The 20,793-nt window shown below is 65.2% G+C and carries 22 protein-coding genes; 16 read left to right on the top strand and 6 right to left on the bottom strand.

From position 1 onward, the window contains the following. The first annotated feature begins 233 nt into the window (after positions 1–233). The 5 genes from map to AC3WOB_RS27975 all read left to right on the top strand — a co-directional run bounded on the left by map (position 234) and on the right by AC3WOB_RS27975 (position 5,624). Positions 234–1,055, top strand: coding sequence for a type I methionyl aminopeptidase (gene map, locus AC3WOB_RS27995; RefSeq protein ID WP_013393437.1), 822 nt, complete (start codon positions 234–236; stop codon positions 1,053–1,055). Between the two features lie 19 nt (positions 1,056–1,074). Beyond that, on the top strand, positions 1,075–3,681 hold the full coding sequence (locus AC3WOB_RS27990; RefSeq protein ID WP_492276858.1) for a [protein-PII] uridylyltransferase: 2,607 nt from the start codon (positions 1,075–1,077) through the stop codon (positions 3,679–3,681). Between the two features lie 78 nt (positions 3,682–3,759). After that, positions 3,760–4,473 carry a MarC family protein gene (locus AC3WOB_RS27985; protein WP_013393435.1) on the top strand — a complete coding sequence of 238 codons (714 nt, stop codon included), beginning with the start codon at positions 3,760–3,762 and terminating at the stop codon, positions 4,471–4,473. A 51-nt stretch (positions 4,474–4,524) separates the two neighbouring features. Then, positions 4,525–5,010: a disulfide bond formation protein B gene (locus AC3WOB_RS27980; RefSeq protein ID WP_013393434.1), complete on the top strand. Its 486-nt coding sequence runs from the start codon at positions 4,525–4,527 to the stop codon at positions 5,008–5,010. 92 nt (positions 5,011–5,102) lie between these two features. Continuing rightward, positions 5,103–5,624, top strand: coding sequence for a M48 metallopeptidase family protein (locus tag AC3WOB_RS27975; RefSeq protein ID WP_492276857.1), 522 nt, complete (start codon positions 5,103–5,105; stop codon positions 5,622–5,624). A 76-nt stretch (positions 5,625–5,700) separates the two neighbouring features. Here the strand turns inward: AC3WOB_RS27975 and purF are convergent, their stop codons facing one another. From purF to folC, 4 genes are all read right to left on the bottom strand, one after another. Next, positions 5,701–7,221, bottom strand: coding sequence for an amidophosphoribosyltransferase (purF, locus tag AC3WOB_RS27970; RefSeq protein ID WP_013393432.1), 1,521 nt, complete (start codon positions 7,219–7,221; stop codon positions 5,701–5,703). Positions 7,222–7,251: 30 nt separating this feature from the next. Continuing rightward, complete coding sequence (locus AC3WOB_RS27965) at positions 7,252–7,740, bottom strand: CvpA family protein (RefSeq protein WP_013393431.1); 489 nt, start codon at positions 7,738–7,740, stop codon at positions 7,252–7,254. After that, positions 7,740–8,558, bottom strand: a complete 819-nt coding sequence (locus AC3WOB_RS27960; protein WP_492276856.1) for an SPOR domain-containing protein — start codon at positions 8,556–8,558, stop codon at positions 7,740–7,742. Before AC3WOB_RS27960 ends, AC3WOB_RS27965 begins: the two co-directional genes overlap by 1 nt. A 63-nt stretch (positions 8,559–8,621) precedes the next feature. Continuing rightward, complete coding sequence (gene folC / locus AC3WOB_RS27955) at positions 8,622–9,932, bottom strand: bifunctional tetrahydrofolate synthase/dihydrofolate synthase (protein WP_492276855.1); 1,311 nt, start codon at positions 9,930–9,932, stop codon at positions 8,622–8,624. A 164-nt stretch (positions 9,933–10,096) separates the two neighbouring features. Here folC and AC3WOB_RS27950 point away from each other — a divergent pair, with 164 nt between their 5' ends. The 4 genes from AC3WOB_RS27950 to AC3WOB_RS27935 all read left to right on the top strand — a co-directional run bounded on the left by AC3WOB_RS27950 (position 10,097) and on the right by AC3WOB_RS27935 (position 13,948). Further along, entirely contained in the window at positions 10,097–10,513 is a 417-nt protein-coding gene (locus AC3WOB_RS27950; RefSeq protein WP_013393428.1) for a cupin domain-containing protein, read from the top strand. Between the two features lie 68 nt (positions 10,514–10,581). Continuing rightward, on the top strand, positions 10,582–11,553 hold the full coding sequence (locus AC3WOB_RS27945) for a Bug family tripartite tricarboxylate transporter substrate binding protein (protein ID WP_013393427.1): 972 nt from the start codon (positions 10,582–10,584) through the stop codon (positions 11,551–11,553). After that, complete coding sequence (locus AC3WOB_RS27940) at positions 11,550–12,782, top strand: CaiB/BaiF CoA transferase family protein (protein WP_492276854.1); 1,233 nt, start codon at positions 11,550–11,552, stop codon at positions 12,780–12,782. Before AC3WOB_RS27945 ends, AC3WOB_RS27940 begins: the two co-directional genes overlap by 4 nt. Further along, a complete protein-coding gene (locus AC3WOB_RS27935; protein ID WP_492276853.1) occupies positions 12,782–13,948 on the top strand; it encodes an acyl-CoA dehydrogenase family protein in 1,167 nt (388 codons plus the stop codon). Before AC3WOB_RS27940 ends, AC3WOB_RS27935 begins: the two co-directional genes overlap by 1 nt. Positions 13,949–13,982: 34 nt before the next feature. Here AC3WOB_RS27935 and AC3WOB_RS27930 read toward each other — a convergent pair whose 3' ends face one another. Further along, positions 13,983–14,720, bottom strand: coding sequence for an IclR family transcriptional regulator (locus tag AC3WOB_RS27930; protein ID WP_492276852.1), 738 nt, complete (start codon positions 14,718–14,720; stop codon positions 13,983–13,985). 142 nt (positions 14,721–14,862) lie between these two features. Here AC3WOB_RS27930 and AC3WOB_RS27925 point away from each other — a divergent pair, with 142 nt between their 5' ends. The 7 genes from AC3WOB_RS27925 to AC3WOB_RS27895 all read left to right on the top strand — a co-directional run bounded on the left by AC3WOB_RS27925 (position 14,863) and on the right by AC3WOB_RS27895 (position 20,108). Beyond that, complete coding sequence (locus AC3WOB_RS27925; RefSeq protein WP_492276851.1) at positions 14,863–15,240, top strand: flagellar protein FlaG; 378 nt, start codon at positions 14,863–14,865, stop codon at positions 15,238–15,240. Positions 15,241–15,384: 144 nt separating this feature from the next. Continuing rightward, the gene (fliD, locus tag AC3WOB_RS27920; RefSeq protein WP_492276850.1) at positions 15,385–16,758 is read left to right on the top strand and encodes a flagellar filament capping protein FliD; all 1,374 of its coding nucleotides are present in this window, start codon (positions 15,385–15,387) and stop codon (positions 16,756–16,758) included. 18 nt (positions 16,759–16,776) lie between these two features. Next, positions 16,777–17,205, top strand: a complete 429-nt coding sequence (gene fliS / locus AC3WOB_RS27915) for a flagellar export chaperone FliS (RefSeq protein WP_492276849.1) — start codon at positions 16,777–16,779, stop codon at positions 17,203–17,205. A gap of 46 nt (positions 17,206–17,251) precedes the next feature. Then, positions 17,252–17,605, top strand: coding sequence for a flagellar protein FliT (locus tag AC3WOB_RS27910; RefSeq protein ID WP_492276848.1), 354 nt, complete (start codon positions 17,252–17,254; stop codon positions 17,603–17,605). Further along, positions 17,602–18,963 carry a flagellar hook-length control protein FliK gene (gene fliK, locus AC3WOB_RS27905; protein WP_492276847.1) on the top strand — a complete coding sequence of 454 codons (1,362 nt, stop codon included), beginning with the start codon at positions 17,602–17,604 and terminating at the stop codon, positions 18,961–18,963. Before AC3WOB_RS27910 ends, fliK begins: the two co-directional genes overlap by 4 nt. Then, positions 18,963–19,280, top strand: a complete 318-nt coding sequence (locus tag AC3WOB_RS27900) for an EscU/YscU/HrcU family type III secretion system export apparatus switch protein (RefSeq protein WP_492276846.1) — start codon at positions 18,963–18,965, stop codon at positions 19,278–19,280. Before fliK ends, AC3WOB_RS27900 begins: the two co-directional genes overlap by 1 nt. A 24-nt stretch (positions 19,281–19,304) precedes the next feature. Beyond that, entirely contained in the window at positions 19,305–20,108 is an 804-nt protein-coding gene (locus AC3WOB_RS27895; protein WP_492276845.1) for a flagellar brake protein, read from the top strand. A 91-nt stretch (positions 20,109–20,199) separates the two neighbouring features. On the opposite strand, the gene fliE is transcribed toward AC3WOB_RS27895, so the two are convergent. Next, positions 20,200–20,532, bottom strand: coding sequence for a flagellar hook-basal body complex protein FliE (gene fliE / locus AC3WOB_RS27890; protein WP_013393416.1), 333 nt, complete (start codon positions 20,530–20,532; stop codon positions 20,200–20,202). Between the last annotated feature and the right edge of the window lie 261 nt (positions 20,533–20,793).

Genomic DNA, 20,793 nt, shown 5'->3' with positions numbered 1-20,793 from the left:
ATTTCGCTCCACAACCTTCGCTTGCGGTGAAACTTCAGAGCCTGCCGCCGATCACTATGAATGGACCGCCGCTAGTGCCTGCCGGGTGTGCCTGACCTGCGACCAAGCCGCTGCCAACACCCGCCGGGTTCAGCCTTTGCCGTAACCCGATTGCTCCCCAAAATTTTAGGGAAGCCTATAATTCTACTATTCTTTCAAGCAGACATTCAAGCGAGACATCGCGAAGCGACTCCATGGGCACTATTACCAATCAGGCCGACCTAGCCAAGATGCGCGCCGCCTGCCAGGACGCGGCCAAAGTCCTCGATTTCATCACCCCTCATGTCAAGCCTGGCGTCACCACCGGGGAACTGGACCGTCTCTGCCTGGAATACCTGACCGATGAGCTGGGCGTGAAGTCCGCCACCGTGGGCTATGCGCCCCCGGGTTACCCGCCCTTCCCCGGCGCCATCTGTACTTCGGTCAACCACCAAGTCTGCCATGGCATCCCTGGCGACAAGGTGCTGAAAAACGGGGACGCGCTGAACATCGACGTCACCATCATCAAGGACGGCTGGTTCGGCGACACCAGCCGGATGTACGCGGTGGGCGAGCAGTCCATATTGTCGCGCCGCCTGACCGAAATCACCTTCGAATGCATGTGGAAAGGCATCCAGCAGGTGAAAAACGGGGCCACGTTGGGCGACATCGGCAACGCGATCCAGAAGCATGCCGAGGCCAACGGCTTTTCGGTGGTGCGCGAATTCTGCGGCCATGGCATCGGCCAGCGCTTCCATGAAGACCCGCAGGTGCTGCACTATGGCAAGCCTGGCACCGGCGTGAAGCTGACCACGGGCATGCTGTTCACCATCGAGCCCATGATCAACGCCGGACGCCGCGAGATCCGTCAGTTGTCCGACGGTTGGACGGTGGTCACCCGCGACCACAGCCTGTCGGCGCAATGGGAGCATGCTGTCTGTGTCACCGAAACCGGCTATGAAGTCCTGACCCTGTCGCCGGGCATGCCCCAGCCGCCGGCCTTCATTACCGAACCCATCATCATCCCCGCACTCTGACGCACCTGCTCCAGCCACCATGACCGCCGCATCCCTCAGCGCCCTGCGCGAACGCATCCAGGAAGCCCGGCGGACCGCGGTGGCGCAGTTCCGCACGCACCTGCGGCCGGACACCCTGCTGTCCGAGCAGCGCCGCATCGTCGACGCCGCCCTGCGCGACCTGGTGAAGCACTGCCCGCTGCCTGCCGGTGCCACGCTGGCGGCCGTGGGCGGCTATGGCCGGGGCGAGCTTTACCCGCATTCCGATGTCGATCTGCTGATCCTGCTGCCGCACGCTCCCACGCCCGACGATGAGTCCGCCATCGAGAAGCTGGTGGCTTCGCTCTGGGACCTGGGCCTGGAACCCGGCCACAGCGTGCGCACCATCGAGGACTGCGAACGCGAGGCCGACGCCGACATCACCGTGGAAACGGCCCTGCTGGAGTCCCGCTGGCTGGCCGGCAGCCGCACGCTGATGAAGCAATTCGAAGCCGCGACCAAGTCCCGCCTGGACCCGCGCGCCTTCTTCCGCGCCAAGCGGGTCGAAATGCAGCAGCGCCACGCCCGCTACCACGACACACCTTACGCGCTGGAACCGAACTGCAAGGAATCTCCCGGCGGCCTGCGCGACCTGCAGGTCATTCTGTGGATGGCGCGCGCGGCGGGCTTCGGCAATAGCTGGCGTTCCGTGGCGCAGGCCGGCCTGCTGACCTCATCGGAAGCGCGCGACCTGCGCAAGGCCGAACAGGCTTTCAAGCGTCTGCGCATCGAATTGCACCTGCTGGCGAACCGGCGCGAGGACCGCGTGCTGTTCGACCTGCAGCCGGCCCTGGCCGAGGTCTACGGCATTCACGCCACCGCCACCCGCCGCGGCAGCGAGCTGTTGATGCAGCGCTACTACTGGGCGGCGCGGCTGGTGACGCAGCTGAACGGCATTTTGGTGCAGAACATCGAGGAACGGCTGTTCCCGCGCCCGGACAGCGACGCCCGCGACATCGACGACGATTTCCGCAATCTGCGCGACCGCCTGGACATCATTCGCGACGACGGCTTCGAACGCAATCCCACCCTGCTGCTGCGCGCCTTCCTGGTGATGCAGCAGCATCCGGAACTGACCGGCATGTCGGCACGGACGCTGCGCGCCATCTGGCATTCGCGCCACCGCATCGACGCGCAGTTTCGCCGCAACCCGGTCAACCGCAAGCTGTTCCTGCAGATCCTGCAGCAGCCGCGCGGCATCGTGCATGAGTTGCGGCGCATGACCATGCTGAACATCCTGCCGCGCTACCTGCCGGTGTTCCGCCGCATCGTCGGCCAGATGCAGCATGACCTGTTCCACGCCTACACAGTGGATCAGCACACGCTGGCGGTGGTGCGCAACCTGCGACGCTTCACCATGCCGGAACATGCCCAGGAGTATCCGCTGGCCAGCCAGCTGATCGCCGGCCTGGACCGGCACTGGCTGCTGTATGTGGCGGCGCTGTTCCACGACATCGCCAAGGGCCGCGGCGGCGATCATTCCGAACTGGGCGCGCGCGAAGTGCGCAAGTTCGCGCAAGAACACGGCATGGAGCCCGAGGACACCAAGCTGGTGGAATTCCTGGTCCGCCAGCATCTGCTGATGTCGGCCGTGGCGCAGAAGCGCGACCTGTCCGACCCGGCCGTGGTGCAGGACTTCGCCGCCACCGTGAAGGACGAGCGCCACTTGACCGCTCTGTATCTGCTGACGGTGGCCGATATCCGCGGCACCAGCCCCAAGGTCTGGAACGCCTGGAAGGGCAAGCTGCTTGAAGACCTGTACAAGCTGACGCTGGCCGCACTCGGCGGCGCCCACGCCGACGCCCACACCGTCCTGACCGAACGCAAGGAAGAGGCCGCCCGCCTTACCCGCCTGGCGGGCCTGCGCGACGACGCCCGCGAAGCCTTCTGGAACCAGCTGGACGTGGCGTACTTCCTGCGCCACGACGCCTCGGACATTGCCTGGCACACGCGCCATCTGTACCACCAGGTCGCTCCAGCCCAGGCGGTCGTCAAGGCCCGCCCCATCGAACAAGGGGAAAGCCTGCAGGTCATGGTGTACACCCGCGACGCGCCCGATCTGTTCGTGGCGATTTGCGGCTACTTCGACGCCAAGTCGCTCTCCATTCAGGATGCCCGCATCCACACCACGCGCCACGGCTGGGCGCTGGACAGCTTCATCGTGCTGCTGCCGGAAGGCGCCAGCGACCTGCGAGCGCAGGCCACCCTGGTCGAGCATGAACTCGCCGAACGCCTGAAAGATCCGCATGCCGCCGCCCAGCAGCAGCCCGCCCGTGGCGGCTACTACGGCCGCGGCCGCCAGTCGCGCGTGTCGCGCGTTTTCCCGGTCATGCCTCAGGCCGAATTGCAGCCCGACGAACGCAGCACCTCCTGGCGCCTGTCGGTAACCGCCACCGACCGTCCTGGCCTGCTGCACGCCCTGGCGCGCGTCTTCGCCCGCCACGAGGTGAACCTGCTGATGGCCAAGATCATGACGCTGGGCGACCGCGTCGAGGACGTGTTCATCGTGGATGGATCGACGCTGGCGCGCCCGCGCAGCCAGATGCAGTTCGAGCGCGACATCCTGGACGCCCTGGCGGGCGAGGAAACGCAACAGCGCGCCGCCTGAGCGCGGCAGGCCCCTGGCATCGCCAGCGCCGCCGGGACCGCATACAATCCCGGTTTTCGGCCAGGCGATACCCTCCCCATGGAGCTAAACGATTATCTGCGCGTTTTCGGCACCAGCTTCTTTTTCGCGCTGGCAACCCTGCTGCCGTTCCTGAACCCGCCCGCGATCGCGCCGATTTTCCTGTCGCTGACCGAAGGGGCGTCGTCTTCCACCCGCATGGTGCTGGCCAAGCGCGTGGCCATCAATGTCTGCCTGATGCTGATCGTGGCCATGGTGGCGGGCAACGTGCTGCTCAGTTTCTTCGGCATTTCCCTGTCCATTGTGCGGGTCGGCGGCGGCATGCTCGTGATCGCCAGCGCCTGGCGCCTAGTGAATTCGCCCGACGCCGACACTGAGCGCGTGGCGCGCATGGCCGAGTCCTTCACCCCCGAAATGGCCAAGGCGCGGGCGTTCTATCCCCTGACCTTTCCCATCAGCTGCGGCCCAGGCTCCATCGCCGCCGCCATCACCGTGGGCGTGTCGCTGCGCGACCAGAACCACGTGCTGAGCCTGGTGCGCCTGGGTGGCTCCATCCCGGGCATCATCGTCGTGTCGGTGACGCTCTACATCTGCCTGCGCTTTGCCGCGCAGATGCTGCACCGCCTGGGCGACAATGGCACCGCCGTGTTCATGCGCCTGTCGGCCTTCATCATGCTGTGCCTGGGCGTGCAGATCTTCTGGGAAGGCTCGCGCGAACTGCTGCTGGGCGTGCTGCAGCAAGTGATGCAACCAATTCCGATTCCCAAGGCCTAAGCCTGGCCGGACGCCGCGTCCGGCCCTTTTTCCAACCCTTGCAAAGCAACAATGACTTCTCGCTCAGAACGCCTGCTCCGCCTGATCGCCCTCTTCTGCTTCGGCGCCGTCGGCCTCGCCCTGGTTTCGCAGCACGTCTTCGACATGCCGCCCTGCGCCTGGTGCGTCATGCAGCGCCTGATCTACCTGGTGATCGGCGTCGTCGCGCTGGTCGGTGGATTCGGCGGCGGACGCGCCCTGACGCGCCTGTGCGGCGCGCTCGCCGCACTGCTGTCCCTGAGCGGCATTGCCGCCGCCTGGTACCAGTACAGCGTGGCTGCCAACATGCTCTCCTGCGACCAGACCTTCGCCGACCGCTTCATGACCGGCATCGGCCTGGAAAGCGCCGTGCCGCCGTTGTTCGGCATCTATGCCACCTGCATGGACGCCAAAGTGCCGGTGCTGGGCATCGAGTACGCCTTGTGGAGCCTGGCGCTCTTCGTCATCATTTTCTTCATGGCGCTGCCGGTCGTGTTCCGGCGCGGCGGGTCGCAGTAACTGCCCCATCCCGATGCCGCCCGCGGCCTCGCGGGCGGCGGCCAAACGCCGGGAAGCCTGACCGCGCCCCCGCCGGCGCCCTCGTCTTGATCATGTCCACCCTGAAATACCTGACCGGATATCCGGAATCCCTGCTCACCCAGGCCCAGAAGCTGCTCGACCAAGGCAAGCTGGGCGCGGCGCTGCTGGCGCGCTACCCGTCCGGACCGCACGACGTCCGCACCGACCGGGCGCTCTATCAATACGTGACGGACCTGAAGAACGCCTACCTGCGCAACGGCGACCAGATCAACAAGGTCGCCTTCGACAGCAAGATCCACGTGATCCAGCATGCGCTGGGCCAGCACACCTATATCTCACGGGTGCAGGGCGGAAAGCTCAAGGCCAAGCATGAAATCCGGGTGGCGACGCTATTCAAGACCGTGCCGGCGGAATTCCTGAAGATGATCACGGTGCATGAGCTGGCTCACCTGAAGGAGAAGGACCATAACAAAGCCTTCTACAACCTGTGCCTGCGCATGGAGCCGCAGTACCACCAATACGAATTCGACTTGCGGCTATATCTGACACATCTGGAAGCCACACGCGAAACCTTGTGGAAGGCCGCGGCCTGATTTCCCAGGGCAAGTGCCCGGCAATAAAAAATGCCATCCCGAAGGATGGCATTTTTCTTGCCAGCAGGCAGACGCGTCAGGCGTCGCTGGCCGCGTAGCCCATGTTGAACTGCAAGCCGCTGGCGCCGCCTTCCTCGCCGGGTTCGGCGCGGGACTGACCCAGCCGAGCCAGGTATTCGGCGGTGATGTCGCCCGTGACGTACTCACCATCAAAGCACGAAGCCTCGAAGCGCGACAGCTTGGGATTGATGTCCCGCACCGACTGCTGCATGTCGTGCAGGTCCTGGTAGACCAGCGAGTCGGCGCCGATGGCGCGGGCGATTTCCTCGTCGTTGCGGCCGGTGGCGATCAGTTCGCTCTGCGTGGGCATGTCGATGCCGTAAACGTTCGGGAACCGCACCGGAGGCGCGGCCGAGGCGAAGTACACCTTGTTGGCGCCGGCGGCGCGGGCCATGTCCACGATCTCGCGGCTGGTGGTGCCGCGCACGATGGAGTCGTCCACCAGCAGCACGTTCTTGCCCTTGAATTCCATGCCAATGGCATTGAGCTTCTGGCGCACCGATTTGCGGCGCACGGCCTGGCCCGGCATGATGAAGGTGCGGCCCACGTAGCGGTTCTTGATCAGGCCTTCGCGGTAGTCCAGGTTCAGGCGCGCGGCCAGCTGCATGGCGGCGGGACGCGAGGAATCCGGAATCGGCATGACCACGTCGATGTCGCCCAGGCGCATGTTGCGCGCCACCTTGTCGGCCAGGTATTCGCCCATGCGCAGGCGGGCGTCGTACACCGACACGCCGTCGATCAGCGAATCCGGACGCGCGAAGTACACGTATTCGAAAATGCAGGGCACCAGTTGCGGATTGTCGGCGCACTGGCGGCTGACGAAGCGGCCGTCCAGGTCGACGAACACCGCTTCGCCCGGCTCGACGTCGCGCACGAAGGCGAAGCCGCTGCCTTCCAGCGCCACGGATTCCGAGGCCACCATCCACTCCACGCCCTCTTCGGTTTCCTGGCGGCCGATGCACAGCGGACGGATGCCGTTGGGATCGCGGAAGGCCAGCAAGCCGTAGCCGGAGATCTGCGCCACCACGGCATAGGCGCCGCGCACGCGCTTATGCAGGGCCGACACGGCGCGGAAAATGGCATCGTCATCCAGCGACACGCCGTTGGCCGACGATTGCAGCTCGTGCGCCAGGACGTTCAGCAGGACTTCGGAATCGGAGTTGGTGTTGATGTGGCGGCGGTCCACGCGGTAAAGCGATTCGCGCAGCTCGCGCCAGTTGGTCAGGTTGCCGTTGTGGGCGAACATGATGCCGAACGGCGCGTTGACGTAGAACGGCTGGGCCTCTTCCTCGCTGGCGCTGGAGCCCGCGGTGGGATAGCGGACCTGGCCGACGCCCGACGTACCCGGCAGCGCGCGCATGTTGCGCGTGCGGAAGACGTCGCGCACCAGGCCGTGCGCCTTGTACATATTGAATTGGTTGCCTTGCGACGTCGCGATGCCCGCGGCGTCCTGCCCGCGATGCTGCAACAGCAGCAAGCTGTCATAGAGCAGCTGGTTGACCGGCCCGCGCCCGATGACCCCTACGATTCCACACATGGTGAGCTTTCCTGGTTGATTTAAAGCTAATCAATACGGCAGCCACGTCGCCAGGGACGGCGGCAGCCACGTCTTGATATGTTTGATGGCCTCGATGGCCGAATGCGAAAACATGGCGTCCTTCCACCACGGCTCTTCCGGCAGCGGCGTGTAGCCTGCGGCGGCGACCAGCGCCAGCACGATCAACAGGCCACGGGCCAGCCCGAACATCCCGCCCAGGCCGTGGTCGGCGGGACTCAGTCCTGTACTGCGGATCAAGGCGGCAAGCGTCATATTGACCAACCCCACGCCGAGCAGCACGATGATGAACACTGCCGCGTACGAAACTCCCATGCGCAGCAGCGTCGTTTCAATATAGGGCTCCAGCCAGGCATAGACCGTGGGCCCCCACCATATCGCGGCCACGAAGGCCAGCAGATAGGCGACCAGCGACAGCACCTCTTTGAGCAGGCCGCGCACCAGGCCCAGCACACCCGAAACCACCAGGATGGCCAGCACGACGAAGTCGAAGCCGGTCACTATTGGGCGGCGATAAAACCATTGTCATAGCCCAGGGTGCGCAACCGCGCCTGGGCCGCCTGCGCCGCCTCGCGCGAGGGGAACGGCCCCACCCGCAGACGGTACTGCTGCTTGCCATTGATGGTGGCTTGTTCAACGAATGCGTTGGTCACGCCGGCCTGGTGCAGCTTGCCGCGCCGCAACTGGGCGTCCTCGGACGTGGTGTAGGCGGCGATCTGCAATACGAAATTACCTTTCGCGGCCGGCTTGGGCGCGGGCGCCGACGCGGCGGGCGCCTGGCGTCCTTCCAGCAGGGCCAGGGCGCGCGCGCCGTCATCCGAGCGGGTATCGGGCTTGGGCGCCGGCTTGGGTTCGGGTTTGGGCGGCGTGGCCGGCTTGGCCTCGGGCTTGGGCGGCGTAACGGCTGCGGTCACCGGCGGCGTCGTGGGCTGTGTCGCCGGGGGCGTCGTCGGGGTTGCCGTCGCGGGCGGTTGTACGGACGTGACCGGAGGCGGCGTAGGGATGGCCGAAGGATCCGTCGGCGCAGCGCTGCCCGGCGCGGGCGTCTGCGGCGTGGCGACCTGCGGTTCGCTCACTTGCGGCTGGAACGGCGTGTTGCGTTCCGGCACCCTGATGGGAATGTTGTCGTCGACCGGCGTGGGCTGAGAATCCAGCACCATGGGCAGGATGATGACGGCTGCCAATACCAGCGCGACAGCGCCTGCCAGCCTGCGCCGCGCGCGGCCGCGCAGCTCCGCAGCCTGCACCTCGCTGGGCACTGCCGCCCGCTTGGAGGGCTGCGCCTGGTCGGCAGGATCTTTGCGTTTGAAAAAACCCATGGAGGAGAATTCCTTGCGGCGATATGGCGGCGGGCCGCCTGGACGCGACTGACCCGCTGCTGCCTATGCCTTGCGACCCAGAGCCTGCAAAACCGAGGCTACGGTGAGAAACGAGCCGAACACCACGATTCTATCATTCTCCCCTGCCCGTTCGCGCGCAGCCGCGAAGGCCTGGGCAGGATCGGCATACGCGGAGATGCCCGGTTTTTCGCCGTCTGCAGGCGCGGGCGGCAGCGCCGCGGCGACCTGCTCCGCCAGCGCTGCGCCTGGCGTGCCGCGCGGCCCCGGCAGGCCGGCGCAGTACCAGTTGTCGACGCGCGTCCCGAGCTTGGCGACGACGCCGGCCAGGTCCTTGTCGTTCAGCATGCCGAACACCGCATGGGTGTACGGATGGAAACCCATGTTGTCCAGGTTCTGCGCCAGCACCGCTGCGGCATGCGGGTTATGCGCCACGTCCAGGATGACCGCGGGCTGGCCCGGCAGGATCTGGAAACGGCCTGGCAGGGACGCCTGCAACAGCCCCAGGCGCACGGCCTGCTGCGGCACCGGCAGACGGTCGCGCACCGACTCCAACGCCGCCAGCGCCGCCGATGCATTCAACAACTGGTTGGCGCCGCGCAGCGCCGGATAGGCCAGCGAATTGCGGCGCTGTTCGCGCCCGCCGTAGGCCCATTGCTGGCGGTCGCCGGAATAGTTGTAGTCACGGCCGAACAGCCACAGATCGGCGCCGATCTTCTCAACGTGATCCAGCAGCGATTGCGGGGGCACGGGGTCGCTGCAGATTGCCGGCCGGCCGCCGCGGTAGATGTGGGCCTTCTCGAAACCGATTTTTTCGCGCGTATCGCCCAGCCAGTCGGTGTGGTCCAGATCCACGCTGGTGACGATGGAGCAGTCGGCGTCGACGATGTTGACGGCGTCCAGCCGCCCGCCCAGGCCGACTTCCAGCACCACGGCGTCCAGCTTCGACTGCGAGAACAGACGCAGGATCGCCAGCGTGGTGAATTCGAAATAAGTCAGCGAAACGTCGCCGCGCGCTGCCTCGACCGCCTGGAACTGGGCGATCAGGGCCTCGTCGGTGGCGATCTGGCCATTGATGCGGGCGCGTTCGTTGAAATCAATCAGGTGCGGGGAGGTGTACAGCCCGACCTTGTAGCCGGCCGCCAGCAGGATCGCTTCCAGCATGGCACAGGTGGAGCCCTTGCCATTGGTGCCGCCGACGACGAACTTCACGCCGGACAGCTCCAGCCCCATGCGCCCAGCGACCTCGCGCACCCGGTCCAGGCCCATGTCGATGGCGGTGGCGTGGATCGACTCCAGATACTGCAGCCAATCGGACAGGGTGGCAGAAACGTCGGGCGTGCGGGCAGAAGACATGACAAAGCCGGAAGTGAAGTCAGCGTTCGATTTTAGCAGTCCGCGCACGGTGTTTTCCCTAATCCCCCAGGGAGCGGCAAGGTATCCGGATCGAAAAACTGCTTGCCGATATTTTTCTCATACATAAAAATAATTTCACGTATGGAAATTTTAACGGACCAAAAATGACGCAGAGCAAGACCCCAGCCTGGCTGGTGCGCGAGGCCGACGTGCCCGGCTATCACCCCGCCAACCACACCGGCACCCTGAACCGCCGCCTGATCGGTCCGGACACCGTGGGCTCCCGAGGCGTGGAAGTGCTGCTGGGCGTAATCGACAAAGGCAAGGGCGCCCTGCCGCACGCCCACCCTGGCATCGAGCAAGTCTGCTACCTGCTGTCCGGGACGGCGCGCGCGCAGGTGCAGGACGAATGGGCCGACATGAGTCCGGGAGACTGCTGCTACTTCCCCCCGGACATTCCGCATGTCTTCACCGTCACCAGCGACGAGCCCGCCCGCCTGCTGGTGATCTACACGCCCCCCTATGAAGAATCCCCAGACCGCGTGATACGCGGCTTTCCGGCGCCACCCCCAGCCGCTTGACGCGGCGCAGCCCCGGGCAGCGGACGCAGAAACCGCGCCAGGATCCGAAGCACACAGGAGACAAATCCATGAAACCTCTAAGCCTGCTGGGCGCCGCCCTTATCGGCGGCGCGGCGCTGGCTGCCGGCCCCGCCGCGCACGCCGCTGATTACCCCACCAAACCCATCACCCTGATCGTCCCCTTTCCCGCCGGATCCGGCACCGACGCCGTGGGCCGCATCTTCGGGGCCGAGCTCGGCAACATACTGGGCCAGCAGGTCGTGGTGGAGAACAAGCCCGGGGCCAACGCCACCATCGCGGCCAATTACGTCGCTCGCGCCAAGCCCGATGGCTACACGTTGTTCGTCACCACCAACACCTCGCATTCGGCGGCGCCCTGGCTGATGAAGAACGTGCCCTACGATCCGGTCAAGGACTTCACCGCCATCGCCCGCGGCGGCAACCTGCCCTTCATCCTGGTGGTGAATCCGAAGCGTCCCTGGAAAACGGTGGGCGAACTGGTCGCCGACGCGCGCCAGCATCCGGGCCGCATTACCTACGCCAGCGGCAACAGCACCGGCATCGTCGCCGGCGCCACGCTGGCCAACCGCGCCAAGATCGACATCCTGCACGTTCCCTACAAGGGCACGCCGCAAGGGCTGACCGACGTGGTCGGCGGGCAGGTCGATTTCATGTTCACCGACCTGGCTTCCGGCCTGCCCTTCGTGCAATCGGGCCAGCTGCGGGCGCTGGCCGTGTCGACCGCCGAACGCAGCGCCATTGTCCCGGACCTGCCTTCCATGGCCGAGTCCGGCGTGCAGGATTTCGACCTGAACTCATGGAACGGCTACTTCGGCCCGGCCGGCATGCCGCCGGAAATCGTGGCCAAGCTGAATGCCGCAATCAATCAGGTGGTGGCCAAGCCGGACGTGAAAAAGCGCTTGGCCGGCCTCGGTTTTGACGCCTTTTCCAGCACGCCACAAGCGTTCTCACAGTTCGTCGGCGCCCAGTTGGACCTGTGGGGCAAACTGATCCGCGACGCGGGGATAGAACAGCAATGAGCGCATCACCGCAATCTGGCACGCAAGCCTCCGGCCCGTTGGCGGGCGTGCGCATCCTGGACCTGAGCACGGTGGTGATGGGCCCCTATGCCACCCAGGTCCTGGGCGACCTGGGCGCCGACGTCATCAAGGTGGAACCGCCGGCCGGCGACAACATGCGGGCCGTCGGCCCCATGCGCAACCCCGGCATGGGGCATCTCTATCTACATCTGAACCGCAATAAGCGCTCCGTGGTGCTGGACCTGAAGACGCCGGAGGGGCTGGAGGCCTGCCTGACACTGGCCGAAAGCTGCGACGCCCTGCTCTACAACATCCGTCCGCAGGCGATGGCCCGGCTGGGCCTGTCCTACGAGGCGGTGGCGGCGCGCAATCCGCGCATCGTCTACCTGGGCGCCTACGGTTACGGCGAGGCCGGCCCCTACGCCGGGCGCCCCGCCTACGACGACCTGATCCAGGGCCAGACCGGCATCGCCGCCCTCTCCGCGCAGCAAAGCGGGGACATGCCGCGCTACGCGCCGCTGACCCTGGCCGACCGGGCGGTCGGGCTGCATGTGGGCATCGCGCTGGTGTCCGCGGTGCTGCACGCCCGCGGCGCGGGGCTGGGCCAGCAAGTGGAAATCCCCATGTTCGAAGGCATGGCCCACCTGGTGCTGGGCGACCATCTAGGCGGCGCCACCTTCGATCCCCCGCTCGGCCCCACCGGTTACGCGCGCCTGTTGGCGCCGCACCGCCGCCCCTACGCCACGGCCGACGGCTACATCAGCTTGCTGATCTACAACGACAAGCACTGGCGCAACTTCTTCGACCTGATCGGCCGGCCCGAATTGTCGCGCGACCCGCGCTTCAGCTCCCACGGCGCGCGCGCCGCCCACATCAGCGAGGTCTACGCCTTTGTTGCCGAGGTCGTCGCCACCCGCCGCAGCGAGGAATGGCTGGAAGGCCTGGCGCGGGCGGACATTCCCGCCTCCCCGCTCTATTCCGTGGACGACCTGCTGCAGGACGAGCACCTGGCCGCGACCAACTTCATCCGGACCATGGACCACCCCAGCGAAGGCCCGATCCGCACGACGGCTCCCCTGGGCAGATACGAAAGCACCCCCACCTCCCTACGCCGCCCCGCCCCCAGGCTGGGCCAGCACAGCCGCGAAGTGCTGGCCGAGGCCGGCTATGACCTCGCCCGGATCGACGCCATGGCGGCCCGCGGCATCACCCAGGATGAAAACCACTGATGGACTTTGAATTCACCCCCGACCAGTTGGCGCTGCGGGACGCCGTGGCCCGTATCTGCGAGCGCTATCCGGACGACTACTGGCTGGAGCGCGACCGCGAAGGCGGCTTTCCGGAACCCCTGCATGCCGACCTCGCGCGCGACGGCTGGCTGGGCATCGCCATGCCCCAGGAATATGGCGGCGCCGGCCTGGGCATGACCGAAGCCGCACTGATGATGCAGACCATTGCGGCCTCCGGCGCCGGCTTCACCGGCGCCTCGGCCGTCCATATGAACATCTTCGGCCTGAACCCGGTCGTGGTGTTCGGCAGCGACGAGCAGCGCCGCCGCTGGTTGGAACCCCTGATCGCCGGCCGCGAGAAGGCCTGCTTCGCGGTCACCGAACCCGACGCCGGGCTGGACACCACCAAGCTCAGCACCCGCGCCGTGCGCCAGGGCGACGAGTACGTGGTGCATGGCCGCAAGATCTGGATCTCGACCGCCCAGGTCGCCCACAAGATGCTACTGCTGGCGCGCACCACCCCGCTGTCCGAGGTGGCAAAGCCCACCCAGGGCCTGTCGCTGTTCTATACGGACCTGGACCGCAACAAGATAGAAGTGCGCGAGATCGAGAAGATGGGCCGCAAGGCCGTGGACTCGAACATGCTGTTCATCGACGGCCTGCGCATCCCCGTAGCCGACCGCATCGGCGAGGAAGGCCGGGGATTCGAATACATCCTGCACGGCCTGAACCCCGAACGCATCCTGATCGCGGCCGAGGCGGTGGGCATCGGCCGCGCCGCACTGGACCGGGCGGTGAAGTACGCCGGCGAGCGTACCGTGTTCGGCCGCCCCATCGGCCAAAACCAGGGCATTCAGCACCCCTTGGCACAGGCCTGGATGCAGTTGGAAGCCGCCGACCTGATGGTGTTCAAGGCCGCCAGCCTGTATGACGCGGGCAAGCCCTGCGGCCCCTACGCCAACTCGGCCAAGTACCTGGCGGCCGAAGCCGGGTACAACGCCTGCCAGACCGCGGTCATGACCCTGGGCGGCATGGGCTACGCCAAGGAATACCACGTGGAGCGGCTGCTGCGCGAAAGCTTCATTCCCCGCATTGCGCCGGTCAGCCCGCAGTTGATCATGTGCTTCATCGCGGAAAAGGTGCTGGGCCTGCCCAAGTCCTACTGAACGGCGGCGTTTGACCAGCGGCCAGGCCTGTCTGTCAGGCCTGCTGCTCCAGCGCGGTGCAGGCCGAGCGCAGGATCCGTGCGTAGGCTTCCTGCTGCGGCTCGATCCGGTAGATCGGCCCCCCCACCGAAATCGCATAATGTTCGCCGGACAGGGTGACCGGCCAGGCGATCGCGCCCACGTCCGCAATGGACTCGCCGCTGTTCATGAACCAGCCGCGCTGGCGCGACAATTCCAGGTCCGCGAGCAGCGCCTCGCGCGTGACCAGGGTGCGCTCGTTGTGGCGGGTCATGACCATGCCCGCAAGCATGGCGTCGCGAGCCGGCGCGTCTAGCAGCGACAGCAACGCTTTTCCCAGCGAATTTGCATGAACGTCTTTGAATTCACCTGCAACCGGCGCGTATCTGATGGTATGCGGAGAATCCAGCACGTCCAGGTAGACGACTCGGCCTTCCTGGCTCAATTTGGCGAAAACAATCGTTTCGCGCGTAGCGTCCCTTAATTCCGTGAGGCTCGGATAGACCCGATCCAGAACCGGATCGGCGCGGGCGATGCGCTGCGCCATGGCCAGCAGCCGGCCGGTCGGGTAGTAACCCTGGCGCCGGCCGGTTTCATACAGATAGCCGAGGCCCGTAAGGGTACGGATCAGGGCCAGGCAACTCGATACCGGCACATCCAGCAGCCGGGCCAGTTCCGACAGAGGCAGCGCGCGCTTTTCGCGCGCATAGGTTTCGATGATTTCGATAACTCTCAGCGCCGTCTTGACACTCATTACCCGATCCGAACTGTTTAGCACGTGAAACATCTGGCTCGCCGGTGGCTAAAGTTCCCTGCGGGCCTGCCGTTATCGTAGCTGAGAATTCCCTGAAAACAGCGCGTTCCTCCGAGACGCCCACATCGCCGTTGGAGTGATCATGGCCGTAACCCCCATAGCCCCTGCATCGTTTGCACCAGCGCCGCTGGCCTCCGCGCCCGTCGCGCCGGACCCCGCCGTGAGCGTCGTGCCCACGGCCGCCGCAACGAACAGCGGGGCTTCGGACAGCGCGACGTCGGATCAATCCGATTCGCAGAAGCTACCCCTGGACAAGGCTCTGGATGAAATCAACGACCAGATGAAAGCCTGGTCCACCCAGCTCCAGTTCGAGATCGACCCCAATGTGCACCAAGTCGTGGTCTCGGTGATCGACGCGGAATCGGGTGACGTCATACGCACGATCCCCAGCGAAACGCTCCTGAAAATCGCCAAAATGATCGTGAACATGCAAGGAAACGGCATCAAAACCACGGCCTGATTCGACCCTGTTTTCATGCTCCGTCCGCTGCCATCGAGCGGGCCAATCATGGAAGCGTCGAATTAGGCCCGCCTAATGCCCTTACCCGGCCAATCGCCGCCAACGTATTTTTGACAGAATCGCATCGCTAGGAAGGAATTTCACATGGCCTCTATCACCAACCTCGGCTCGACCACCGGCTTGCCCCTTGAAAAGATCCTGACCGATCTGCAGGCGGCCGAGGACAAAAAACTTAGCCTATATACGAATCGCCAAGCCAGTTACGAGGCCCGTGTAAGCGCCTTTGGCCAGATTCAAAGCGCGGTTGAAGCCCTGCAGAAGGCTGCAGCGGCACTGGGCAAGGCGTCGACGCTGGACGCCGTCAAACCCAATGTCATAGGTGACGGCCTGACCGCGACCATTGGTGAAGACGGCGCCACGATGGGCGAATACGCCATCAAAGTGAAGAACCTGGCGGCGGCGCAGACCTTGCAATCCGCCATGGTCACGGATCGCAAAGCGTCGAACGGCGCGACCGGTTCATTTGAAATTGAACTCACCAACGGTGAAAAGCACACGATCGAGCTGAAGGACGATACGTCGCTGAATGGCATCGCAAAGGCGATCAATAGCGATGACAAGGCTGCGGTGCGCGCGACGATCATCACAAATGACTCCGGTAGTTACCTCATGCTCAGCGCAAAGGATACTGGCGTGCAGGCATCGGTAAAGTCCATCACAGTTACCGGCACTCCCGAACTGGAAAACATTCTGAGCTACAACTCTGGCTCCGGCACCCAGTTGACGCAGCAAACCGCAGCCGACGACGCTGAGGTCGAGGTTAACGGCATCACTATCAAGAGCGGCAGCAACAATATTTCTGGTGCGATTGACGGCGTTACGCTGAACCTGACAGCAAAGACGGAAGCCAACAAAGTCGTCACCTTGAAACTGCAAAGCGATACCACCGTCGCTAGCAAAGCGGTGCAAGATTTCGTCAGTGCCTACAACGCGGTGCAAAGCACGATCTCGAAACTGACTGCATTCGATATCACTGCCCAAACGAATCAAGCCCTGACCGGCGATAGCACAACCCGCGGTATCCAGTCTGCAATGTCTAGCGCTTTGCAGGTTTTCACGCAGGGGGGCTCGGTGAGTTCGCTGGCCGATCTCGGTATCGCCATGGACCCCAAGACGGGTCAACTGAAGCTCGACCAAAAGGAACTGGACAAGGCGTTGACTGCCAACCCCGCAGACGTCAAACGCCTCATGACCTCAGCCGATGGCCTTGCTGCCAAGTTCGACGCCGCCACCAAGGCGGCCCTCGGCAGCAACGGCTCGATCAAGACCAGCCAGGATGGCCTGAACGAGTCGATTAAAGACGTAAAAGACCAATTGGAACGAGCCAAGGCCTCTAGCACAGCGTCCATGGCCGCCATGCGCGCCCAATTCGTAGCTTTGGACAAGTTCGTATCGCAACAGACGGTCACGGCCAACTACCTGACGCAGCAGTTCGCAGCCATGAGCAAATCCAAGTAATTTCTAGAAGATGTATTGATGACCTACGCTGCCCGCCGCCCCTCCGGATCTTATTCCGTGCGTTCCTACGCAGAAATAGGGCTGGAAACACAGATCCTGGGCGCCAGCCCCGAAAGGCTTATCTCCCTGCTGTACATGGGTGCTCGGGCGGCAATCGGGCAGGCTCGCCTGCACCTTCAAGAAGGCAGAATCACCGAACGGGGAGCCGCCATTTCGAAGGCCATCAAAATCGTCGATGAAGGCTTGAAAACCGGACTGAACATGGAGGCCGGCGGCGAAATTGCCGCCAACCTCGCCCGCCTCTACGACTACATTGTCCGCACGCTGCTGATGGCAAACCTGAAAGCAGACCCGGAAGCGCTCGAAACGGCAGACCGCCTATTGGCCGATCTGGCCGAAGCCTGGCAAACATCCATTGATCGCCCTGTCGGAGGCGTGCAGCCTTGACGGCACCGCATACGCACCGTCCAGCCATCGAACGCCCGAGATTTCCATGACGTCCACGACCCAGTACACCTCCCCTATCCTGGAACACTACCAGGAGATCGCTCTCATCACGGGAGAAATGCTAGCAGCGGCGCAAGCCGGCGACTGGGACGGGGCCATGGTCCACGGACAGCAATACTGCGAGCTGGTGGAGCGTCTGCGCCAGACCGAACATTCCGCGCCGCTGGACGAAGCCGGCCGCGCCATGAAATACGACCTGCTCGTGCGCATCCTGGATAACGACGCGCTCACCCGCGACCTGGCGCTGCCACAACTGGCCCGTCTGGGCGACTTGCTCGGGCGCATGAAACGCCAGCAGACCCTGCTGTCCGCCTACGGCTACCAGGCGCCTGAAGAATGAGCGTAGGTCCCGCCGCACTCGGCAACGTCCTGGTGCAGCGGCTGGACGCCGTGCTAGGCACGACGATGTCCGCCGCCAGCGCCAATCAAGTCTCCGGCGCCCGGCCCGACGCGGTCAGCCAGCCTGGCAACCTGGAAAAGCCCGGCGCCTCGGACGGCTCGACGCGCGACCCGCGGCAAGGCATACAGACTGGCGGCGCCCGCGGCGACCGCCAGAATACTGTCGTCGACCCCAAAACCGCGGCAGCGCTGGCGCTGGCTGCCCGCGGCCTGGTCACCAGCAGCGACACCACCGCCTCGGCCCCGACCACGCTGGGCACGACGGCGCGCACCATTCTGGCCTTGCTGGCCCAATTCCCCGAGGCGGCTCCGGCAGTTCAGGGCCGCGCGCCCCTGTGGACCGCCGACGCGCAGGCCGGCCAACCCGCCGCCGGCGCCGGCCCCATGCCGACAGCGCAACCAGGCCAGCAGCCCGCGCAGACCGCTGCGCAGACACCTCAGCCCACGCCTGGCCAGACGCCGACGCAGACCACCGCCCAGCAAGCTTCCGCTCTCGCGACCTCGGTCGCGGCTGCTTTGGACGGCGATAGTCCGGCGACCGCCGCCAAGCAGAACCTCCAGACCGGACACGGCGCAAGCGCCAACGCCGCCAAAGGACCAGACGCCGCAGCGCATGCCGCCCTGGCGGCGGGCGGCCCTTCCGCCCGCGCCCTGGGACAGGCCCTGCGCCAGGCGCTGCAAGGCAGCGGACTGTTCTACGAGTCCCATCTGACCGACATGGTCTTCGGTCGGGCCAGCCCGGAGCAATTGCGCAACGAACCGCAGGCCATGCTTGGCAAGAATCCGCCCGCACAGGAATCCGCACCTTCGCGTTCGCGGGTCGGCACGTCCGCCAGCGGACGCCCGGGCACGGACGCCGCGCCCAGCAGCACTGGTTCCTCCAGTTCATCCGCCCCCGGCACGGCCGTCAGCGGCATACACCAAGACCTTACGCCGCTCGTCCGCCAGCAGCTCGACGTGCTGGCCAACCAGACGCTAACCTGGCAAGGCGAAGCCTGGCCCGGCACGCCCATGGAATGGGAAGTCGAACGCGACCCCTACGGCGGCGACCCGGACTCCGCGGTCCCCACCTGGGCAACGCGGCTGAAGCTGGACCTACCCCGCCTGGGCCTGGTCGACGCCCGCTTGAACCTGGCCGGCGACCAGATCGTCCTGCAGCTGATCGCGCCGCACAGCGCGGCCGAGATCAATGACTCCTCGGACTCGCTGCGCGCGCGCCTGCTGGCCGCCGGCCTGACCTTGAGCAATCTGTCGGTGAACGTGGTCGAACCGCGCCCCGACATTCCCGCCGATATCTGATGAGCCGCCTCACCCCCCATCCGGAATCGGACCCGAACGCCGGCCGCAACGCAGCGGTCGCCATTTCGTACGAAGACAAGGACGGCGCTCCGCGCGTCGTCGCCAAGGGCTACGGCCAGCTCGCGGACACCATCGTCCGCGCCGCCCAGGAAAACGGGCTCTATGTCCACGAGTCGCGCGAACTGGTCGGCCTGCTGATGCAGGTGGACCTGGACGCACATATTCCGCCCCAACTCTACGTAGCGGTGGCAGAATTGCTGGCCTGGCTCTATCGCCTGGAATCGCGCGAGCTCCCCGAACCCGCTCCGCCCGCCTGACCCTATTACCTGAGGAAGACCAAAGTGTTGGATGCCAGCGACCCGGAGTTCCTGCTGACCCGGCCTGAAGAGATGCGCTCGGCCCTGTTCGAGCTGACCCACCCCGACAGCCACATCCTCGTTCGCGACGCCGCGGACCGCGAGATGGCGGTGCTGATCCTCGGTGTGGACAAGCAGGCCGGCGAGTTCTTCTGGAGGCCGCGCGATTACGCTGGCGCGGACTTCGAGCAATCCGACTCCATGGGCTTGCTGAGCGGCGCCACTTTCCACTTCCATGCGACCGCCTACGGCGGCGTGCAGATCCGCTTTCGCGTGCAGCGGCCGCAGATCATTCATTTCGACGACGGCAGCGCCGCGCTGGTCTCGCCATTCCCCGAGCGCCTGGCCCGCATCCAGCGCCGCAAGATGTTCCGCGCTTCCCTGATCGCGGCCGCCAACGTGTGCCGCGCGAGCTGGCAGGCATCCCCCGCCGACAAGCCCTACACGTTCACGATACGCGACATCTCGGTGGACGGCGTGGGCCTGCGCGCAGGACTGGCGGTCCCCGCCCTGCCCGAGCGCGGCACCGTGCTGGAAAACGTGCAACTGGACTTTGGCGACCAGGGCAAGCTCAGCGCCAGCCTGGAAGTGCGCAATGTGTATCCGGTCTCGGGCCAGCCCATGGTGCAGTCGACCGATCCAGACGAACCGGCGCCCAAGCATGTTTCGCTGACAGGCGAGCCGCCGGTCAGCCACCTTGGGGCCATCTTTCTCAATCTGGACGCGCGCCAGGAAAACTGGCTGCAGCAGGTGGTCTGGCGCCTGGAAAAAAGCGCCCAGCGCAATTGATGGCTGGCCGCGGGAACTTGCGCTGCAAGTTCCCGCCGGATGCCTGCCCGCGCTTGCGGCCGGGACCGAAGCGCTGACCCAGAAGCAGAACTCAGACCGCCATCGAGGATATTTCCTTGTAGGCCGCAACCAGCTTGTTGCGTACCTGCACCGCCGTCTGGAAGCCGATGCTGGCCTTCTGCATGTCGATCATGACGTCGTTGAGCGAAATATCGGGCGCGCCCAGCTCAAAGGCCTTGGCCTGCGCCGTGGCGGCGTTCTGGGCCGAGGTGACGCGACGGATGGATCGCTGCAGCTCCGCGGCGAAGCCATCCGGCTGACCGACCATTTCACCTGCGGCGAGGTTACCGGTCTCTGCCTTGCTTACTACCGTGCGCATCTGCTGAAGCATGCTTTCGATGCCGGACAAGCCTGATACAGCCATTACCTGATTCCTTGCTGGTGGGGATTACGTCAATGTTGCGCACAGCGTACCCCCGATCCCGCCGGTTCATAGCCGACAAGAACCGCCAAAAAACCCGACATTTCCGCGTATGCAGCCGCCTCTCGCCCGGGCAGCGACGGCGACTTTCGCCTTGTGGGGGACATAGGGGATAAGTAACGCCAAAAACCGGCTGTTTTCAACGATTGGGATGGACGTCTCAGGGGCAATAATCCACGCTCTCCCCAGACCAGAAGCACGTTG

The organism is Achromobacter sp. FW305-C-30-7 (genome assembly GCF_058783105.1).
Note: the sequence above shows the minus strand (reverse complement) of the source record. Positions and strands in the feature narration are given on the sequence as shown.

Excerpts from the sequence above, each read along its gene's own strand:
- fliD (WP_492276850.1), top strand. The coding sequence starts at position 15,385 with ATGGCCTCTATCACCAACCTCGGCTCGACCACCGGCTTGCCCCTTGAA.
- AC3WOB_RS27980 (WP_013393434.1), top strand. The coding sequence starts at position 4,525 with ATGACTTCTCGCTCAGAACGCCTGCTCCGCCTGATCGCCCTCTTCTGC.
- fliE (WP_013393416.1), bottom strand. The coding sequence starts at position 20,532 with ATGGCTGTATCAGGCTTGTCCGGCATCGAAAGCATGCTTCAGCAGATG.
- AC3WOB_RS27975 (WP_492276857.1), top strand. The coding sequence starts at position 5,103 with ATGTCCACCCTGAAATACCTGACCGGATATCCGGAATCCCTGCTCACC.
- AC3WOB_RS27900 (WP_492276846.1), top strand. The coding sequence starts at position 18,963 with ATGAGCCGCCTCACCCCCCATCCGGAATCGGACCCGAACGCCGGCCGC.
- AC3WOB_RS27910 (WP_492276848.1), top strand. The coding sequence starts at position 17,252 with ATGACGTCCACGACCCAGTACACCTCCCCTATCCTGGAACACTACCAG.
- AC3WOB_RS27930 (WP_492276852.1), bottom strand. The coding sequence starts at position 14,720 with ATGAGTGTCAAGACGGCGCTGAGAGTTATCGAAATCATCGAAACCTAT.
- AC3WOB_RS27985 (WP_013393435.1), top strand. The coding sequence starts at position 3,760 with ATGGAGCTAAACGATTATCTGCGCGTTTTCGGCACCAGCTTCTTTTTC.
- purF (WP_013393432.1), bottom strand. The coding sequence starts at position 7,221 with ATGTGTGGAATCGTAGGGGTCATCGGGCGCGGGCCGGTCAACCAGCTG.
- AC3WOB_RS27940 (WP_492276854.1), top strand. The coding sequence starts at position 11,550 with ATGAGCGCATCACCGCAATCTGGCACGCAAGCCTCCGGCCCGTTGGCG.
- folC (WP_492276855.1), bottom strand. The coding sequence starts at position 9,932 with ATGTCTTCTGCCCGCACGCCCGACGTTTCTGCCACCCTGTCCGATTGG.
- fliK (WP_492276847.1), top strand. The coding sequence starts at position 17,602 with ATGAGCGTAGGTCCCGCCGCACTCGGCAACGTCCTGGTGCAGCGGCTG.
- AC3WOB_RS27990 (WP_492276858.1), top strand. The coding sequence starts at position 1,075 with ATGACCGCCGCATCCCTCAGCGCCCTGCGCGAACGCATCCAGGAAGCC.
- fliS (WP_492276849.1), top strand. The coding sequence starts at position 16,777 with ATGACCTACGCTGCCCGCCGCCCCTCCGGATCTTATTCCGTGCGTTCC.
- AC3WOB_RS27935 (WP_492276853.1), top strand. The coding sequence starts at position 12,782 with ATGGACTTTGAATTCACCCCCGACCAGTTGGCGCTGCGGGACGCCGTG.
- AC3WOB_RS27950 (WP_013393428.1), top strand. The coding sequence starts at position 10,097 with ATGACGCAGAGCAAGACCCCAGCCTGGCTGGTGCGCGAGGCCGACGTG.
- AC3WOB_RS27960 (WP_492276856.1), bottom strand. The coding sequence starts at position 8,558 with ATGGGTTTTTTCAAACGCAAAGATCCTGCCGACCAGGCGCAGCCCTCC.
- AC3WOB_RS27925 (WP_492276851.1), top strand. The coding sequence starts at position 14,863 with ATGGCCGTAACCCCCATAGCCCCTGCATCGTTTGCACCAGCGCCGCTG.
- map (WP_013393437.1), top strand. The coding sequence starts at position 234 with ATGGGCACTATTACCAATCAGGCCGACCTAGCCAAGATGCGCGCCGCC.
- AC3WOB_RS27945 (WP_013393427.1), top strand. The coding sequence starts at position 10,582 with ATGAAACCTCTAAGCCTGCTGGGCGCCGCCCTTATCGGCGGCGCGGCG.